This is a genomic window from Flavobacterium faecale (genome assembly GCF_003076455.1).
In the GTDB taxonomy this organism is placed as follows: Bacteria; Bacteroidota; Bacteroidia; order Flavobacteriales; family Flavobacteriaceae; genus Flavobacterium; species Flavobacterium faecale.
Map to the genome: position 1 here is coordinate 3,791,626 of NZ_CP020918.1, position 17,542 is coordinate 3,809,167.

General features: G+C 33.9%; 13 protein-coding genes. 2 read left to right on the forward strand and 11 right to left on the reverse strand.

Annotation, left to right across the window (positions count from 1 at the left end; translation table 11 throughout):
• Position 1: 1 nt before the first annotated feature.
• The 11 genes from FFWV33_RS15910 to FFWV33_RS15960 form a co-directional block, all read right to left on the reverse strand.
• Positions 2-2,434: a DUF262 domain-containing protein gene (locus FFWV33_RS15910; protein ID WP_108741809.1), complete on the reverse strand. Its 2,433-nt coding sequence runs from the start codon at positions 2,432-2,434 to the stop codon at positions 2-4.
• A 6-nt stretch (positions 2,435-2,440) separates the two neighbouring features.
• The gene (locus FFWV33_RS15915) at positions 2,441-4,237 is read right to left on the reverse strand and encodes a DUF262 domain-containing protein (RefSeq protein ID WP_108741810.1); all 1,797 of its coding nucleotides are present in this window, start codon (positions 4,235-4,237) and stop codon (positions 2,441-2,443) included.
• Between the two features lie 83 nt (positions 4,238-4,320).
• Positions 4,321-5,001 carry a hypothetical protein gene (locus tag FFWV33_RS15920; RefSeq protein ID WP_108741811.1) on the reverse strand — a complete coding sequence of 227 codons (681 nt, stop codon included), beginning with the start codon at positions 4,999-5,001 and terminating at the stop codon, positions 4,321-4,323.
• 152 nt (positions 5,002-5,153) lie between these two features.
• On the reverse strand, positions 5,154-5,816 hold the full coding sequence (locus FFWV33_RS15925; protein ID WP_211316273.1) for a hypothetical protein: 663 nt from the start codon (positions 5,814-5,816) through the stop codon (positions 5,154-5,156).
• A 116-nt stretch (positions 5,817-5,932) separates the two neighbouring features.
• Positions 5,933-6,433 (reverse strand): hypothetical protein, encoded by a 501-nt coding sequence (locus FFWV33_RS15930; protein WP_108741812.1) that lies wholly within the window; start codon positions 6,431-6,433, stop codon positions 5,933-5,935.
• Positions 6,434-6,586: 153 nt separating this feature from the next.
• On the reverse strand, positions 6,587-7,141 hold the full coding sequence (locus FFWV33_RS15935) for a hypothetical protein (protein WP_108741813.1): 555 nt from the start codon (positions 7,139-7,141) through the stop codon (positions 6,587-6,589).
• Between the two features lie 9 nt (positions 7,142-7,150).
• Positions 7,151-7,873 (reverse strand): hypothetical protein, encoded by a 723-nt coding sequence (locus FFWV33_RS15940; protein ID WP_108741814.1) that lies wholly within the window; start codon positions 7,871-7,873, stop codon positions 7,151-7,153.
• Positions 7,870-9,108 (reverse strand): restriction endonuclease subunit S, encoded by a 1,239-nt coding sequence (locus tag FFWV33_RS15945; RefSeq protein WP_159086056.1) that lies wholly within the window; start codon positions 9,106-9,108, stop codon positions 7,870-7,872. The genes FFWV33_RS15940 and FFWV33_RS15945 overlap by 4 nt, the downstream gene beginning before the upstream one ends.
• Positions 9,102-11,540 carry a type I restriction-modification system subunit M gene (locus FFWV33_RS15950; RefSeq protein ID WP_108741816.1) on the reverse strand — a complete coding sequence of 813 codons (2,439 nt, stop codon included), beginning with the start codon at positions 11,538-11,540 and terminating at the stop codon, positions 9,102-9,104. Before FFWV33_RS15950 ends, FFWV33_RS15945 begins: the two co-directional genes overlap by 7 nt.
• Before the next feature lie 223 nt (positions 11,541-11,763).
• A complete protein-coding gene (locus tag FFWV33_RS15955) occupies positions 11,764-14,808 on the reverse strand; it encodes an AAA family ATPase (protein ID WP_108741817.1) in 3,045 nt (1,014 codons plus the stop codon).
• A gap of 12 nt (positions 14,809-14,820) precedes the next feature.
• Positions 14,821-16,044, reverse strand: coding sequence for a metallophosphoesterase family protein (locus FFWV33_RS15960; RefSeq protein WP_108741818.1), 1,224 nt, complete (start codon positions 16,042-16,044; stop codon positions 14,821-14,823).
• A 313-nt stretch (positions 16,045-16,357) separates the two neighbouring features.
• On the opposite strand from FFWV33_RS15960, the gene FFWV33_RS15965 reads away from it, so the two are divergent.
• Together FFWV33_RS15965 and FFWV33_RS15970 are read left to right on the forward strand one after the other, a co-directional pair.
• Complete coding sequence (locus FFWV33_RS15965) at positions 16,358-16,864, forward strand: YqiA/YcfP family alpha/beta fold hydrolase (RefSeq protein WP_108741819.1); 507 nt, start codon at positions 16,358-16,360, stop codon at positions 16,862-16,864.
• A 70-nt stretch (positions 16,865-16,934) separates the two neighbouring features.
• Entirely contained in the window at positions 16,935-17,513 is a 579-nt protein-coding gene (locus FFWV33_RS15970; protein WP_108741820.1) for a hypothetical protein, read from the forward strand.
• Positions 17,514-17,542: the final 29 nt, after the last annotated feature.

Consider the following 17,542-nt stretch of genomic DNA (forward strand, 5'->3'; position numbering starts at 1 on the left):
CTTAATTAAAACTTGTTAAAATTTGTAAATACTTTAAAGTTACATTTTTATAATTTGAAGAATTAAAAGAGAAACCTTTATGAGATTCATTATCGTTCCATACTAATCCTAAATCAAGTAATAAACTTTTCAGCTCATTATCATAATCTTCAATTCTATTATAGCCCTTAAACTTATAGAGTCTAACATAGAAATCATTATTTTCCATATTGTAAAATTGCACAGAATAATTCTTCTTTTTCAACATTATACCATTGGTCGAGACGTATGGAATCTCATAATTACCTTTTACATATTCCAGATAATGGCTAAACTTTTCAAAATTGCTTAAATCCGTTTCATTCCAAAACTTAAAAACATGATAATCAACTCTCAAGTGATTCATTTGAGAAGCGTTTAATAATTGAATATCTTTAAATTTATTTTTAGTAAAGATAAAACCTTGTCTGCATGCTTCTATATAACGTGAATCTTTGATAAAATCATATCTCCATTTATCTACTTGGTTATAACTATGAATTCTGTTTTTCAAAGATTTCTTCACATCAGAGAAATCAAATTCTGAGTCATCAAATAATTGGTAGAATAATTTCCTTTTTTTCGACCAACTACTTCCAGCTAAGTTTTTGAAGTCTAAACTTAGAATTCGTTTCCAACTATAATCCCTTTCATAATTTGCTGCTTTTTTACTAGAACTAAAATTATATTGGTTGTCGCCTTTTTTAATTAAATAGTTCCCATAGGTTAGCATTCCTCTTTCGAATAGGAAATCTTCATTGCTATCTAGAAAATTAAATAAAGCAATAGCTTTTTGACTGTATGACTTTAGATTTTGGAAAAGATTTTCTAAAACACTAGGGTCTACAAGCGAATTTGTTGAGAAGTCACAATTTTCTAATACACCAGAGACCTCCAATAAATAACCTATTTGTCCGGCATGGAATGTACTTTGTTCGATGCTAAATAAATCTTGTAAGTAATCTGGATTTTCTTTTAATATATGAGCTTTAATCTTTTCTTCTGTGATCTGATTTACTTCAAAAAAAGAAATATTTGGATTTTTGATTAAGTATTCAATTATAACATCGGCATGTAAAACCAAATTATCAATACTCTTAAAAGCGGCTACAATCATATCTTGCGAATTAATTATCTTATTCTCAACAAGATTCACCACTACCCTCATCCAATCTTGCAAACCACTTTTTTCAAAATCTTTGTTCAATAAATATTGTAGATAACCATAAAATTTAACTCTATCAGGATTTTGAATTTTACGCTCGAGAATTAATTTAAATAATTTTTCTTCATCAAAATATCTATTTGAACAAAACGTCTTGATTCCATTATTGTCATATTGTAAAGCATCAAGAACTTCAATCAGATAATTTATACTTCCTTTGTTAATTAATTCAAAATCATTAAGCTGGTTAAAAGTTTCTAATTTAGATTTAAAAACTTCATCTAAAATTACAGAATCTGAATTGTTTTTAAAAAAATGGTATAATAATATTTCTTTAATGAAATTAAAAATTTCATCGTCATAATTATTGGGATCACCAACCAAGTGTCTATAATTCCAAAAAAGGTTACTCCATACTGAATCAATTTTAAATGAGAAGTACTCTTTTGTGTTTAATTCTAATTCAACATCATCATATGTGAGAGTCCTGCTTACATCATTATCTTTAAAAATAAGTCCGATCTTTTCTTCAAATCTTGCTTTAAAATTTTCAAATGAAGTCAACATCTTACCTCTAGCATTCATTTTTATATATAATTCATCTCCTTGCTTTAAATTTTCTAAATCTAAAAATTGAAATGTTAAGACTGGATTCTCATCTGAAAACAATAAATCATAGTAATGCTGCTTGTCTTTGAACATTAAATGAATTTCAAACAACATATTAATCATAGAGCAAACTGTAGCGTCTAAATTCCATGAAAGTTTATACCAATGAAGGTTTTGAACATATTTCTCAAAACCTATTTTTTTATCTTCACGCTCTTCAAATTCAACAAAATTAATGCCTTGATTCACCAATCCTTTACAAAATTCAGTCGAGCTTCTTCTGACCTCATATCTAAATTTAAATTGATTATCTCTGTTAATTAATTCAACCCACTCACTCTGACTTTCACTACCGTTTATGCTTGCTAAATATGTGTGAAGTAAAAACAAAGTTGTTAACCTTTGCTGACCATCAAGAGGTATGTATTCATTATCCTTACTATAACCATAAACAAAATCCAAATCTTGATTTTGTCCTTTCTCGAAATAGTCGAACAATGTCTTTAAAAAGTCCTGACGAACTTCCTTCTTATTCTTTTTCCCTTGAACGTAATCGCGTTGGATCAAAGGTATCACTATAGCGCTGTCACTATTCTTAAGAAGTTGACAAAACGAATATTTTTTTCCTAAATTTTCTGACATGATATATTATTTTGTTAAGTAGTAGGATAAAATTAATTTAATATTTTCGAAGTAAGCCTTCGCGTCAGATTCTTTCCAATACATTACATCTGAAAGTTTTTTACTGTAATATTTTAAAAATACATTTTTTGTACAGATTGGTGTAAAGATTCCCGCACTATCATTCGTTATAATTGTATTTCTTTTGATTGGAAATAAACTATTACCGTATGATCTATTTGTAACGGCATCAAGCAAAGTTAAATTAGAAATGTGATTATTATCATTGGATTCATTCCCTTTATATTTTTTGAATAATGTAAATGATAATTCTTCTATTTTTGCCTTAAAATCAATTTCGTCATTTAGTATATCAATAGTAGTATCAAGAATATGAAGCTCTTCGGGGTCTAATTGAAGTGTTAAATCCTCATAAAAATCTGTAAATTCCTCTTTGCTACTATCTAAATCTTCAATCTTTAATTTGTTGCCGGTAATGTATTCTAGTAAATCAATACACCAATCTTTATAAAACTCAATTTTGTCAAATGGGTTCTGTGGGTTAATATGTTCGATATCCCAATTTTCTGTTTTATATTTATCAAACGGAAATCTTACATGAGATTTTTTTGATTTAAGAATCGTCTCAATATTATGAAGCAAAAGCACTTTCTTGATAACCCTTTTATCTTTAGACTTATCAAAAGTCAATTGATCAATTTCTACATTTTTAAATTGAGATTTAATTTTAATTTTAATTTCATCTATAAACACATCTTTGTTCTTGTTCTTAGCAATACTTAGCACATCTGTTATTGTTGATCCTGTCGACAAAAGATAACCGATATAGTGATAGTGCTGATGATTACTGTACCACTCTTCAAGAATTTGAAACATATCTTTTATCGTAGCCCAAATATTATCAATATCAAAATGCTGTCCTTCTAGAGAAGTCCGCTTATAGCTTTCAATTAAGTTGCTAAAATAGAAAAAGGTGTGTAACTTCTCGCTATCATTTTTTTTCTCTGAGATTATATCTAGAATATATTCAATTTTATTATCAAATTTATTAGAGTTGTAAGAATCTGACAGAAAATACCAAAAAGCTGAATCTGATAATTTTTTTTCAATTTCATCCCATTCACTTGCTATAGCAATTTTTTTAGCAACTGCATTTTTTGTAAAATTTTTCTCTTTGACTAACAAAGCCTTTATTAGTTCAGCATTAGTCAATGGTATTTTCCCAATATTGATCCTAGTAAATACATCAACTGCTTGATGGGGCTGAATAACGTACCAAATAAATTTTACATTTTTCCCTACATCATTGGAAGATGTTAATGTCGTTAGTATCTTTGCCTTAATTAGACCATCCTTGCTAGAAAACCATTCTTCAACAGCTTTATAAGCAGTATAAATATGATAATAATCTACATTTTTATCTGACTTTTCCTTATCTATATCGTTGAGATATTCCTCACTATCAGGTCTTGTTTCATAACTTAATTCAAATTTGCCTTTACCAAATATAGCCGCAACATCTTTTAAGTATGTCAAGATTATATAAATTGTTGTAAGCCTTTGCTGTCCATCAATTACATGATACTTTTCATCTTTTTGAAAAACGATAAGTGGTTGCAAGCAGTAAAAAGCACTCTTGTCTGAATTTTCATTTTCATTTAAAAATTCTAATAGATCGTCTAATAATGCGGTAACTTCTACAGCTGTCCATCTGTATCCTCTTTGATAAGATGGTACAAAAAATTTGTAACTTAAAATATCACTTATTGGTCGAAGTAATATTTGTTGACTTTCATAACTCATATAATTTCCTTTTATTTTTTCTTAATCTTTACAAACTTAACCCCTAACCCCGCCAAACTATGTCGCCACACAATCAATTCTTACTATCTCAAAAACCAAATCCATCCTTCTTTTTCATTAATTTCATTGAGCGGTTGATAAAATAAATGCCGATCATTATCAAATTTTCTTGCTATTGCTGCGCAAATAAAAGCGTCTTGAATATCTTGATGTACCGATTGTAACTCTACAGGTATTTCAATTTGCTTGTTAGCACTCGGATACGTTTCAATTACCGTTAGTTTTTTATCTTGACTTATCACTACGCCAACGCTTTCTATAATTGGAGCGAACTTTGAGATAAAATGAATTCCTTTGGTAGCTTGCGCTCCAATCATATGGTTTACTGCCGAAAGTGGTTTAAATCCTTTTTCATATAAAAACTGTTCTGTTTTTCTAAACAAATACGGATTTGATGAAAAATCAGCTATAGATTCTGCAATAGTATCTTTAGTTAGCAATTTTACAAAAGCTTCCGAAAATCCTAACGGCGTATCAATCGCGAGAATAACTTCTTCATCTTTGTACTCCAAACCACAATGATTAAAAAATAATGTTACAATTTCTTTGGTAGTTGTAGCCGTATTTAGCCAATCTCTAATATTATTTCGTTTACCATAAAAAATTGTATCATCAGGTGAAATAATAACAATTGCATCTTTACTGCTTTTATTTTTATCACAATTCCAAGCACCAACATCCCAACCTATATAATATTTTTTCATTTATATAACTTTAAATCCTAGTCAATCTCAAAACCTAAACCAACCTTATACTCCCAGTTGAAATCTACTAAAGCACACCTTGTTCAACTTGCCTTACTTTTGCTAATTATGCAATATCCAAAACTAATTGGCAACTACTTCAAACCATGCCGTTATTTCAACAACTTTTTCACTACCGCCAAATCCTTATCGTAATCCCTCAAAATCTTATCTTTTTTATCAAACCTAAAATCAGAATACGAGATTTCGATGACTTTTATATCATGTTGTGGCAAGACTTCTAACCTTCGTTGGTCGTATATTTTTCTTTGTTGGCCACGATGAACACCACTTACGGTGAACAAGTCAGGTTTGTCAAAATGTTTGTTAGGTTTAGTGTGTTGCTGTTCTTTGTATTCAATAACCAAATTCAATTCATCGAAATAAATATCAACAGGTAATTTGGCTTTCCGCCCTTGGTTATTGGCATCACCTAACAAAAAATCAAACCGATGTTGTCGTAACCCTTTTATCTGCAAGACCTCATCACACAAATCCAAGACATAATGTTCATCACTATCCTTACGTGAATTACTACTGGACTTGTTAACTTCTACTGATTGCAATTTCGGATGAATGGCTTCTATTTTGGCAATTGAGCCTTGACCAAGACGTTGAAAAAACCAATTGGTATTCACCTCTTTTCGCTCTGCATACACATAAGGAATCAAATGCAATTGGTTGTTTTTATCTAATCGTCTCAACACATTACGGATGGGTAAGCCATCTTTAGCATCTTTAGTAAAAACACCAGCCAATATAAAATAGGGCATCATATCCTTGGCAGGAATGATTTTTACACTTTTTTTTTTTCAAAATAAGATTGAAGTACTTGGTTTATTTGTGAGATTTTTGTCATGATTTTTGAGCAATTTCAATATTTCAACTATTATTACATTTCACTCGGTATTTGAATTGAAGAATCCATATCATTAAACCCTAAAGTAGAACCCATAAAATTCTCAATATTTTCGTTGGTTTTAAGTAGTTTTTTTAAATCATTATTAATTATTTTTTTATAATCATTAATTACAGCCCAAATTAATTCCCCGTAAAATTTAGGATCGATACCAAGTGTTTCAGTAGACAACCGTTGTTTTAATAATTTAATATCATCCTCATCATAATTCATTTCATTTAATAAAAATATAAAGTTACCATGTAAGTCTTTATGTTCCTCTCTATTAAGAAAGTCTCTACAGATATACGCAAAAGCACTTGCATAAATAAAGCTTTCTAAAGTATCATCTTCTTGAATACCTGGATATTTAAATAAGCTTTTCACGACTTCATATAAATTAGCACATTCTATATCATAGTACTCTATCACTATTCTAAATGGCTGCGAGTTATAGTATCTTGTCAGTATTCTATATGGATCTGAATTTTTCATTATTTGTTTTCTATTTAATTAATACAGAATATCAATTGTTGTAACTTTCTTTTTCAGTAATGTAATTCTCTTAATCAATAAAATTTCCATCATTGCTCATTCTATTCAATAAGATTGTAGGACCTGATTTATTAGAATGTTTTTTGGTTAATTTTAAATAAATTCTAATATATCATCTATGTCTTCTGACTGATCAATTTCTTCTTCTTCTTCTTCTTCTTCTTCTTCTTCTATTCGCTCTAATTGTATGGAAAAGTATTCATCACTAAACCCTAAAACAGAAGCCATAAAACGCTCTATATTTTCATCTGTTAGAAGTAGCTTTTTTAGATCATTAGTAATTATTTTTTTGTAATCATTAAGAACACCCCAAACAAGATCTACAAATAATTTTGGATCGATAGCAAGAGTTTCAGTAGATAAGCCTTCTTTAAAAGTGTTAAAATCCTCAGACTTAAAAGATCCTCCATAATAGTCGATACTATTTAATAAAAGATCCAAGTCACAGTCGTACGGATCTTTCTGCTCTATTCTACTTAGGTATTCCCTACAGATGTATCCAAAAGCACTGGCATAAACAAAGCTTTGTAAATTATGATCTTTTTGAATACACGGATATTTAAATAAGTTCTTTACAACTTCATATAAATTAGCACATTCTATACTATAGCAATCAATCAATATTGTAAATGGTTCTGAATTTTTCATTTCTTATTTTTATTTAATTTTTATCGAATCACAGATCAATGTAAATGTACTTTTACCACAATTTATCGTTTTACCAACAAGACCTTCTGCACCAACTATTTCTGTATGGCCTGTAAAACAATCTTCCCACTCCTTATCAGTTTTAAATGTCTTGTAATTATCACTCATATCTTCACAATTTAAAAATCCTAAATACAACAACACAACAGGAATTCCTTGATTAGCTAACCACCAAGCATGTGCTACTCTATTAGAAAACTGATAACATGAATCTCTTGACAAAGCGATATCTGCTATATCTCCTTTGATATGTGTATTTGCTTCTGCTATGGCTAAAGCAATTTGTTCATGATTCTTTTTTGAATCAGTCGTTGCTTCTTTCTTTATGTTCTTTTTGTCATTTTTTAATTCCCCCTTATGTGCTTTGGCTTCCACTAAAAGTATGCCTCGTTTGCCATTAATTGTGCATGTGGAAATCAAATCCCATTTGGGGGCAGCAGAACCTTTGTATAGCCACCATTTAATGCTATCATTTGCTACTTGCACGTCAAAATTTGACCTTAAGAAAACATTTAAACCTACTTCTTTTGTTGGTGAAACACTATTAGGTATCCAAATATCATTAGAAGTTATACTTAAACCATCTTTTTTGAGCAAAACATTTATAATATTATGAAAACCAATTGACTTAACAAGTTTTGACATCGCTTTTTTACTTCCTTTCTCGCTCATATCAGTCTAATTCTCCCCGTTAACAACTCCTGCATCATTCCTTGCTTTATTTGCCTTGCTTTTTCTAATTGCTGCATCAACGCTTCTAACTCCAAATCCATATCTGATAAAATCGTACCTATACGAGTTTGTTCCTTTTTATTCGGGATATAAATTTCTAGTCCCAATAAATCTCTTGTATAAATCGCCGCAACACTAGTTGTTCCTGTCGCAATATCTTTTAATTTCTGAATTTGATATTTTGAGTTAAATACTGCATTCATAAATACATTAGAAGAAATAAATTCTGGTTTAAAAGTAATTCTCATTAAGTTTGAATTGAAATAAGCTTTTGGTAACTCATTTCTCCAAATTGAAACTTTTCCCACCAAGTCTATAGTATTTCTAGTATTGAATAAAAAATCATTAAAATGTAACAAATCTTTTTTTGAAGGTATTGTTCCGGATATATATTCAATTTTTTTTAAAGAAATAGATCCCCTTTGAATATTGCCCATTTTTATTAATGGATATTCATTATAAGAATCTGAATTTGCATAGTTTCCACCTAATTGATTTGATAATATTATATCCCCCAACTTCCTAACTTCCCAGTCTTTCTTAGGTGACAATAACTCTTGCATAGCACCTTGTTTGAGTAGGCGTTTTTTAGCAATGAGTTGTTCTAAGCTTTCTATCCAAGCATCAGCATCGCTTAATGCTTCGGCTATGGCTTGTTGTTCTGGAAGTGGTGGAAGTGGGATTTGGAAATTATATATTTGCTCTTGTGAAAGAGTAGGTATTGCACCACCCACAACAGCTGAAATAATTTGGTTTTGAAAATCATTTGCATAAACCAGGTATGAAAACAATTGGTTATTAATTTTCATAGATTTAAATACAACAACCTGTGGATTTAATGTAGCTTTTTCTACTAAGTTTTTAACCAAAGCAGATTTTCCAAAAGTAGACCCTGTTTTTACTAAAATTACATCTCCATTCTGTATTTTTATTTCTGGTGATTCTTCATATTTAAACCATGATATGTAAGTACAATTTTTATAATTTATTTTTCCATCTTTTATATTTGATGGACTTAATGATATGGCACCATAACCTTCTTTTACAATATCTTTAATTGTATAACCTCTAAATCCTATTCTACCATTTATGGTCACAACATCTCGAACCATAACTGCTTCCCAATCCTCAGGAATCAGGCCTATCTCTGTTTGCTTGTATCCTGTTTTTACCATTTCCATCCCATTTTTTCGAGGTGTAGCTTTACTTTTTTGGCTGATTCATTGGCTTGGTTATCTAAGCTTATTAAGGTCGTTGTATAACGTTCTACCAAGGTTTTAATGCGTTGGGTAAGGTTTTGGCTAATGCGTTCTTGTTCCTGCTGTAAGCAAGCTTGTAGATGTGCTTTCCATTTGTAATTCAAAATAGCATCTTTAATAATAGCTTCGGGTAAAGTTGCATATTTGGCAACGACGGCTTTTTCCAAGGCTTCGTTTAACTTCTTAATCTCGGCATTGGTTTTTTTAATAACTTCTGCATTGGCGATATATTCCCTTAATATCACTAGTTCTTCTTTGGCTGTGGTTTTGTCTTTTGATTTTTCTTTTAATAACTTCGTTACTTCGGCTGCATTTACTTTATCCAAATCAGCAAACAAGCCTTCTTCGCCGCTATGTTCTTCTTCGAGTTCGGTCAATCGTGCTTGGGCGGCTTCTACCAATTGTTCTTGTGTTGAAATGGTATTTTGCTCAGCAGTAAAAAATATCTTAATCAACAATTGTGGCGGTATCATTCTACCTTCTACACCAGCCAGTCCACCAATTTCTTTGTCTTTGGCTACTTTACCATCTTTGCCTTTTTTGCCTTTCACTACCAAACGTTGGTATTCGTTACCCGCTTTCCATCCGTCTATGGCTACCGAGTACACATCATCTTGCATGGTTTCGTTCCAATATTGCATTAGGTGTTGGTACATATCATAGCCATTCACCAACGCATTACTTTCGAAAGAATCCAATAGGGTTTCACCAGCTTGGGCAATAATTTCTTTAGGATGAGATCCTACAGTTAGTTTTCCCCACTGTTCTTGCTGTTCACTCATCCAATGGTCAAAAGTGTTTTGTAAATCAGTATTAAAAGACACAAACTCACTATGGTCGAAAATAGTAGTTTTCAGGTCCGTAATAGGAATGGTAACCTCGATAAATCCATTACGTAATGGTTGAAATAAGCTGTCGCGTAAATTTGGAAATACATTCCAGTAATTTTGCAAAGCATCTACATCTACTAGTGGGATACCGCCTTGCAAATGGGCTTCGATATTCTGTAAATCTTCGGCTTCTTGAGTGTCTATATAACGAGGAATATTGAGGTTGTAATCGTTTTTGGCATCGGCAATTTCACTAATAGGTACCATTCTGCTAAATTTAACTACTTCGGCTTGGGTAGTAAATACATCGGTGATTTTACGAATGTCTTGTTCGCGCAAGCGGTTTTTGTTACCATCTTTGGTAAAACCTTTACTGGCATCTACCATGAAAATTCCTTTACGGTGTTCCGCATTTTCTCTGTCCAAAATAATAATACAAGCCGGAATTCCTGTACCGTAAAACAAGTTGGCAGGTAATCCAATAATACCTTTGATGTAACCTTTCTTTAAGATATTTTTTCGAATTTCGCCCTCGGCATTTCCTCTAAACAAAACACCGTGAGGCAAAACCACTGCTGCTTTCCCTGTAGATTTTAAAGATTGTAAAATGTGTAATAAGAAAGCATAATCACCATTCTTTTCGGGTGGTACTCCTAATTCAAATCGGTCAAATTCATCACTTTCTATATTTACACCATTACTCCAGCTTTTTAACGAAAATGGTGGGTTACTAACTACATAGTCAAAACGTTTTAGCTTTCCGTTTTCGGTAAATGCAGGACGCGTTAGCGTATTATCAGCCACAATCGTAGCCGTTTCAGCACCATGCAATATCATGTTCATGTGTGCTAAGTTGGCTGTAGCCGTCTCTTTCTCTTGACCGTATAAATCAATGCCTTTTCCTGCCTCGTTCATTACTTTCAGCAGCAAACTTCCGCTCCCCGCTGTCGGATCATAAGCTGTGGTTTGGGTAGTGGCATTGCTTGGACTAATACCAATCACTTTTGCCAGGATGCGAGAAACCTCTGCAGGTGTATAGAACTGTCCTTTAGACTTTCCTGATTCGGTGGCAAAATGACGCATTAAGTACTCATAAGCGTCACCTAATATATCATCGCCTTCGGCAGAGTTTTTAGAAAAATCTAAACTATTATCATTGAATATACGCACCAGATTGGAAACCGTATCAACGAGATCTTTTCCTTTACCTAATTTATTTTCATCATTGAAGTCAGGGAAATCGTTTAATCCATTTTCCTCTTTAATGACATTCAGTATTTTTTTATTGATATCATCACCAATGTTAGCTGTACCTATTAACTGCACCATAGCATCAAACGAAGCTGCTGCTGGTACCACAATTGCAAAGCTATCATCCTTCTTCGCCTTGTCGGATATGTACTTTACAAACAACATGGTAAGTACGTAATCCTTGTATTGTGAAGCGTCCATTCCGCCACGTAACTCATCGCAACTTGCCCATAATGAGCTGTATAATTCTGATTTTTTAATCGCCATTGAAATTTTTATTGTGTCTGTAGCAGTTAGTCAGTGACTTTTACGCTCGATTTTAATTATTAAACTGATTCTTGGTAGCTAAAGTAATTATTATTTAATTAAGAATATTACGGCAAACCACAATGGGTGCCGTTTTATTTGAAAATAGTATTCAAACGTATAAACAACAACTAACAAATAAACAAACTAGCCTAGATTGTAATACGCAGAATTTTTCATCAAACTACCCCCAACTCTCGCTCACCACACTTCCACTCTCCTCATCCTTCACCACGTTGATCGAGCGCGGAATACGTTCTTGGAGTTCGGCTACGTGCGAAATGATTCCGACGATTCGGTTTTCTTTGTAGAGGGATTGTAGGGTTTCAAAAACAATGGCGACACTTTCGGGATCTTGGGTACCAAAGCCTTCGTCGATGAAGAAGAAATTTTTATCGTTTTTGTTTAAAGATTGAACGCTCTCTGCCAAAGCCAAAGCCAAGCATAGCGAAGCTTGAAAACCTTGCCCACCCGAAAGGGTTTTGACACTTCGGGAAGCACCATCGTTGAGGTAGTCGATCACCTCAAATTCGTTGGAACTGTTGATGGTCAGACTCAATTGGTTTTTGGTCATGCGGTGAAAACGCACATTGGCTACATCAGCCAAGTTTTGCAAATAGATGCTCGACACATAGTTTACAAATCCGCTGGCATTAAACATATTGGATAAAGTTCCCAAATTGGTATAACGCATATTTAAAACATCAAATTGAGTTAATAATTCCGCTTTTTGAAGCAAAGAATCTTGGATTCGTTTAAGCTCAGCTTGCAAGGCAGACACCTTCCCTACTTGCGCTTCAAATTGCGTTTTGCGTTCTGCTTCTACCATTTTCTTCTCTTCGAATAGTTTACTGTCAAAGCTTTGGTTTTCGACTAGCTTTTCAGCAGCTGCAACCGCAGTTTCGGCTACTTTCATATCTATTGCAAAATGTTTTGTTTTGGCTTTCTCGGCTTCGATATCCCAATTTTTTGATAGAATCGCTTGTACGGAATCTATACTTTCGAATTGATGGGTTTGTAATAAGGCTATAATTTTATTTTGGTTATCGGTAACCAATTGTTCAGCTGTGACCAATTGTTCGGTCAAAATTTTATAGCTGGCTTCATGACCTGCCAACTCCTGATTTTGCTGCACTAAAATGTCCGATTTTGACTTGTATTCGACTGCTATTCTGTTATTTTCTTGGTGTAATTTCTCTTTTTCTTCTCGAATGAGTGCTATTTCATTATTTTCATACTCTGCGAAAGCGAGCACTTTCAATTGCGATAATTCGTTTGTAATCGCACCTGATTTGGCTGCTATTTGATTGGCAATAGTGGCTTTCTCGTCTGCTTGTTTTTTTACTTCTTCTAGCAGTTGCTCTTGTTGTGAGCGCGTGGTTGTTGCTTGCTGTTCTTGTGCAGCAATTGCTTTCTCAATGATTTGTTGTTCTTGTTTTTTGGCTAAAAAACCAGCATTATCAGTAGCGGAGAAAGACTCCCAAACAAATTTTGAAAGGTGCATTTTTGAATTGGATTCTAAAGTTTCCTTATCTACAAAGGTCAATCGCAATTGTTCCTGTGCGTGCGCAATATCATTTTCGATCTTTAATGCTTTCTTTTCGATAGCATTGAGCTCTTTTCCATCCGTCTCTACCGTTTTTAATGCTGTTTCCACTGCATTCAATTGTCCGGTCACATCTTCTGCGTGCATCACATGAGGGTGCTCCAATGATCCGCATAACGGACAATTTTCGCCATCATGAAGTTTCGATGCGTAATCAGCCAATTCTTTTGAAACCATAAGTTTTGTCTTCGCATCCTGTAGCGTTTTAAACTTCTTTCGCAGTTGCTCTAGTTTTTCTAGGACTACCGTTTTCCAATTTGCTTTGGGCAACTGCATCGCTTCAAACTGTTCTTTGTGTGCTAGAAGTTCTTTTTCGATAGTAAGAATTCTTTTGTGCTTCACCTCTATTTGCTCCGCAATCGACTCTTGCTTTGTGAACCAATTCCCTACTTCTAACAAAACAGTTCCATCGATCTTTTTGGACTTCAAATTGATTAATTCGGTCTGTATGATTTCTGCTTTTTCCTTTAAATCTGTGGCTGCCTGCTTAATGGCAACCGCTGACAATTCCATAGCATCTGCCTTCTTTTCGAGTACAGCAACTTCAGTTTGTAAGGCTATACTTTTTTCGATCGACTCTAAATCCGACACTTTATTTTTCGAAGGTTCCAATTGATCAAATAGCGGTTGCAATTCCGTCAAAATGGCTTGATTGGCTCTTCTATTTTTATCTAAATCCTCTTTTATTTTTTCAAGCGAAATGCATTTTTCTTTTGTTTTCGAATAATTGCTTTTCGCCAAATCCAACTCTTTCAGTTCTTGCTTGAACGCTTTTTCAGTTTTCTCGAATAGATCAATACTCCCCTGTAAAACTTCCATTTCTGGTTTTCTTTCGATAAAAGTAGCAAGCTGGTTTTTCTTTTTTTCTACCTCTTCAAAATTTGTTTTCAAAACAGTCATCTTCTGCAGCTCGACTTGCACTAGCTCCAATTCGGTTTTACTCTTTTGAAGGTAGGTATTGGCTTCTGTAACCTCCACTTCCAAGGCAGCAACACTTTCTTTCGAAATGGTTTCAAATCCAGACAAAGCGCCTCGCAATTGGTCCAATTGTGTACGTGCGCTACTGTGTGCAGTAGCCACTTTCGAAGCCAAATCGAAGCGTTGCAAATGAAAGATCTCTTTCATCATGTCCGAGCGATCTTTGCCTTTTAGTTCTAAAAACTCTTTGAACTTCCCTTGCGGAATGATGATGGTACGACGAAAATTTTCATAGGTAAGTCCGATCAAGCTCGTCGCATCGGCAGAAGTTAACGGAATCCATTGCTCCTCTTTCCATTCATACGCCAATCTTTCTATGGTGGTGGTTTCTTCAAAACGTTTTTTATTTCGTTTCCAATCGGCAACAAACTTAAACTTTCGTTCTTCAAAATTCTGAAACTCAAATTCGATATTGGCTTTGTCCGATTTTAAGTTCAGCATATTATACGATCGTTTGTCACGGCTGTTTAAACGCTCGGTTTCCCCGTACAAGACAAAACCAATCGCTTCCAAAACCGACGATTTTCCGGAGCCAACGGCGCCAAAAATCCCAAACAAACCTGCATTTGTCAATTCTTCAAAATCAATGGTTTGCTTTTTTTGATACGAATATAAACCAGTAATACTTAATTTTAATGGTAACATAGAGGGTATTTTTTAATCGTTTTTAGTTTGCGTACCGATAATTTCGTTGAACAAATCCAATAATTCGTCGTTGGGTTCTTGCTTGTGCTTCGCCACAAAATAATCTTTGAACAAGCCTTGAATATCTTGCTCCAAATTCACTCTTGGCGTATCACTTTCTGCTGTGTCGCTCTTATTGACAATCGGAATAATGAAGATGATTCCGTCGTGACTTTCATGTATTTTTCGTAAATCTTGTGTGGTCAAAAAGGTATCACTTACCAAAGTCAACTCGACCAAACTGTATGGGTTTGCCAACAACCATTCCACAGCCAAATCGATACTATCAAATCGCTTTCGATGCAAAACCCGACCCGATTGCAACGGAATAGCGGTAAACTTGACCTCTTTATTAGGTTGCGCTTCGATCAAAACGACTTTCTTTTCTTGACCAGCCTCAGAAAAACTGTACGACAGCGGGCTGCTTGAATAGACAACAGGATTAGGATGCCCGCCTACATTTTGAAAACGATGCAAATGCCCCAAAGCCGTGTATTGCATTTGGTGCGGAATACAATCAGTATAAACAACATCGGCATTCCCTATACGCAAAGGTTTTTCTCCATCGGGTTCTTCGAGGATTTCGCCCCCACGCTTAAGCATGTATAAGTGCGTGGTTAGGATATTCACTCCTTTTTCATCACAATATTTATCGGCCAAAACAGCCCAAGAATTATGTAGCAATTGGTTGAGTTGGTCTTCTTTATTTTCTGCTCCCAAATAGGTTTTCAAACGCATTTCGTTGGCATAAGGTGTGGCTATTATTCGAATAGGAAAATCATAATGAGGCAATTTAATTTCGATAAAACCATTCTCAGACTGCGTGATTTCGAAGCCATTTTCGATAGAGATTATCGGAATCCTAACGTCTGGGTTACCCACAAACAAGATGCCGCACTCCAGCGCCAACGGGTTTGGAGCATCAATTCGGTCGGGACTATCGTGATTTCCTGCAATGGCAATCACGGGTCGTTTGCCATTGTTGGTGAGTCGTTTTAAGGTTTTGAACAATAAATCAATCGCTTCTACTGGCGGATTAAAAGTGTCAAATAAATCTCCTGCCACAACAATTACATCTGCATTTTGGTGGTCTGCAATTTCACAAATTTCGTTCATCACAATTTTTTGCTCCTCCAAACGTGAAAAATGATCTAGTTTTTTTCCTAAATGCCAATCGGCAGTATGCAGTATCCTCATGAGGTAAATTTATTTCTGATTTATTTTCTATCCTTGCCGTAAAACTACACTAGTTCGTGTGCCATAAATGTAGCATTTGCAACCAATGATTCCAAACAAAAGTAAGCATATAAAATTTGTGTATTTTACGGAAAACCGTACTTTTCTTATAAATTTAATTTGTAGTATTGCTGGAAATAAATCAGAAAACAAGAATGCTTCTCCTTTTCCGTTTTTTATTCGAAAGTGAGCCGGCTGGTTTTTATTCGATCTAAAAAAATAACCAAGAAGGTAATTTCCTGATTTTCTAACCTAAACCTTAAAATAAAGTAAGATGAATATTTTGTATCTCCATGGCCTTGAAAGTAAATTAAGTTCCCAAAAAAGAAGTGTTTTGGAACGTTTTGGAACAGTGACAGCGCCCGATTTGGATTATTATGCTGATCCAGAAATTTTTCTACTGCTGCAATCATTTACCAATTCGCAATCTTTTGATGTTGTCATCGGTAGTAGTATGGGTGGCTTTATGGGATATTATTTTTCGAATACTTATCAGATTCCTGCCTTACTTTTTAATCCAGCCTTGCCCTATCGATCTGTTAAACAAAATATCCCGACGCTGGATTGTTCACATAGTTCCTCTCTCTTGCATTTTGCTTTAGGCGGGCAAGACGACATAATCAAAGCCAACGATAATCTAAAATGGATTGCTGAAAACAGACTTGGAAGAACCGACATAAAAATTTCGATTCACAATCAAATGGGACATCAAATTCTGCTGGAAGTTTTTGAAAAGGAAGCAACTGAATTTTTCCGCCAATCGACTTTCGAATCAAAATAAATTTTGAATAAAAAAAATAGAAATCATTAAAAAAGCCCCTTTTAGCATCCAAAACAATAAATTAACCAAAATGAAAGACGAAATATATTATGTAGTTGAAGGAACTTTGTACCGCAATAAAGGTGATGTAGATGACCTGATCGAAATCAACGAAACCTTTACAAATGATGACCCCATCATTGCTAGAGAAGCCGCTTTTAGTCATTACCAAAGTTACATCGAAGTGCTTCTTGAAAGTAAGGGTAAGACTTATATTTCTCATAAAGAAACAGAGAAAGAACTTGCCGATTTTGTAAAGTCGGGAATAAAACATAAGCTTTTACCTGATATGGTCGATATGGATGCCATCAGTTTAAGCATTTTTATGAAAAGAAAAGTTCCGCTATCCTATACCACTACTTTTGGCGAAACAGGTTATCAGGACACTTGGCAAATTCATTACTTGGACAATAAGTTTGAAGATTGGCGTGATTATACCTTGAAAGGGTTACGATATGAATATTCATTGTATGAAAAAAATGGATATGATTGCCGCAACCATATTCTAAGGTGTAGTAATAAGAATAACACTAGCGGTAAAGTTTTAAAATCTACTCTAAAAACCCCACTATTTATGGAAGAAGACGACTTGTTTTTCGATCCACAATAACCTTTTTGGGATAATAGCATACTGCCAAA

Coding starts and splice junctions, on each gene's coding strand:
- FFWV33_RS15930 (WP_108741812.1), bottom strand. CDS start 6,433: ATGAAAAATTCAGATCCATATAGAATACTGACAAGATACTATAACTCG.
- FFWV33_RS15925 (WP_211316273.1), bottom strand. CDS start 5,816: ATGATGCCCTATTTTATATTGGCTGGTGTTTTTACTAAAGATGCTAAA.
- FFWV33_RS15920 (WP_108741811.1), bottom strand. CDS start 5,001: ATGAAAAAATATTATATAGGTTGGGATGTTGGTGCTTGGAATTGTGAT.
- FFWV33_RS15940 (WP_108741814.1), bottom strand. CDS start 7,873: ATGAGCGAGAAAGGAAGTAAAAAAGCGATGTCAAAACTTGTTAAGTCA.
- FFWV33_RS15910 (WP_108741809.1), bottom strand. CDS start 2,434: ATGTCAGAAAATTTAGGAAAAAAATATTCGTTTTGTCAACTTCTTAAG.
- FFWV33_RS15915 (WP_108741810.1), bottom strand. CDS start 4,237: ATGAGTTATGAAAGTCAACAAATATTACTTCGACCAATAAGTGATATT.
- FFWV33_RS15955 (WP_108741817.1), bottom strand. CDS start 14,808: ATGTTACCATTAAAATTAAGTATTACTGGTTTATATTCGTATCAAAAA.
- FFWV33_RS15950 (WP_108741816.1), bottom strand. CDS start 11,540: ATGGCGATTAAAAAATCAGAATTATACAGCTCATTATGGGCAAGTTGC.
- FFWV33_RS15935 (WP_108741813.1), bottom strand. CDS start 7,141: ATGAAAAATTCAGAACCATTTACAATATTGATTGATTGCTATAGTATA.
- FFWV33_RS15960 (WP_108741818.1), bottom strand. CDS start 16,044: ATGAGGATACTGCATACTGCCGATTGGCATTTAGGAAAAAAACTAGAT.
- FFWV33_RS15945 (WP_159086056.1), bottom strand. CDS start 9,108: ATGGTAAAAACAGGATACAAGCAAACAGAGATAGGCCTGATTCCTGAG.
- FFWV33_RS15970 (WP_108741820.1), top strand. CDS start 16,935: ATGAAAGACGAAATATATTATGTAGTTGAAGGAACTTTGTACCGCAAT.
- FFWV33_RS15965 (WP_108741819.1), top strand. CDS start 16,358: ATGAATATTTTGTATCTCCATGGCCTTGAAAGTAAATTAAGTTCCCAA.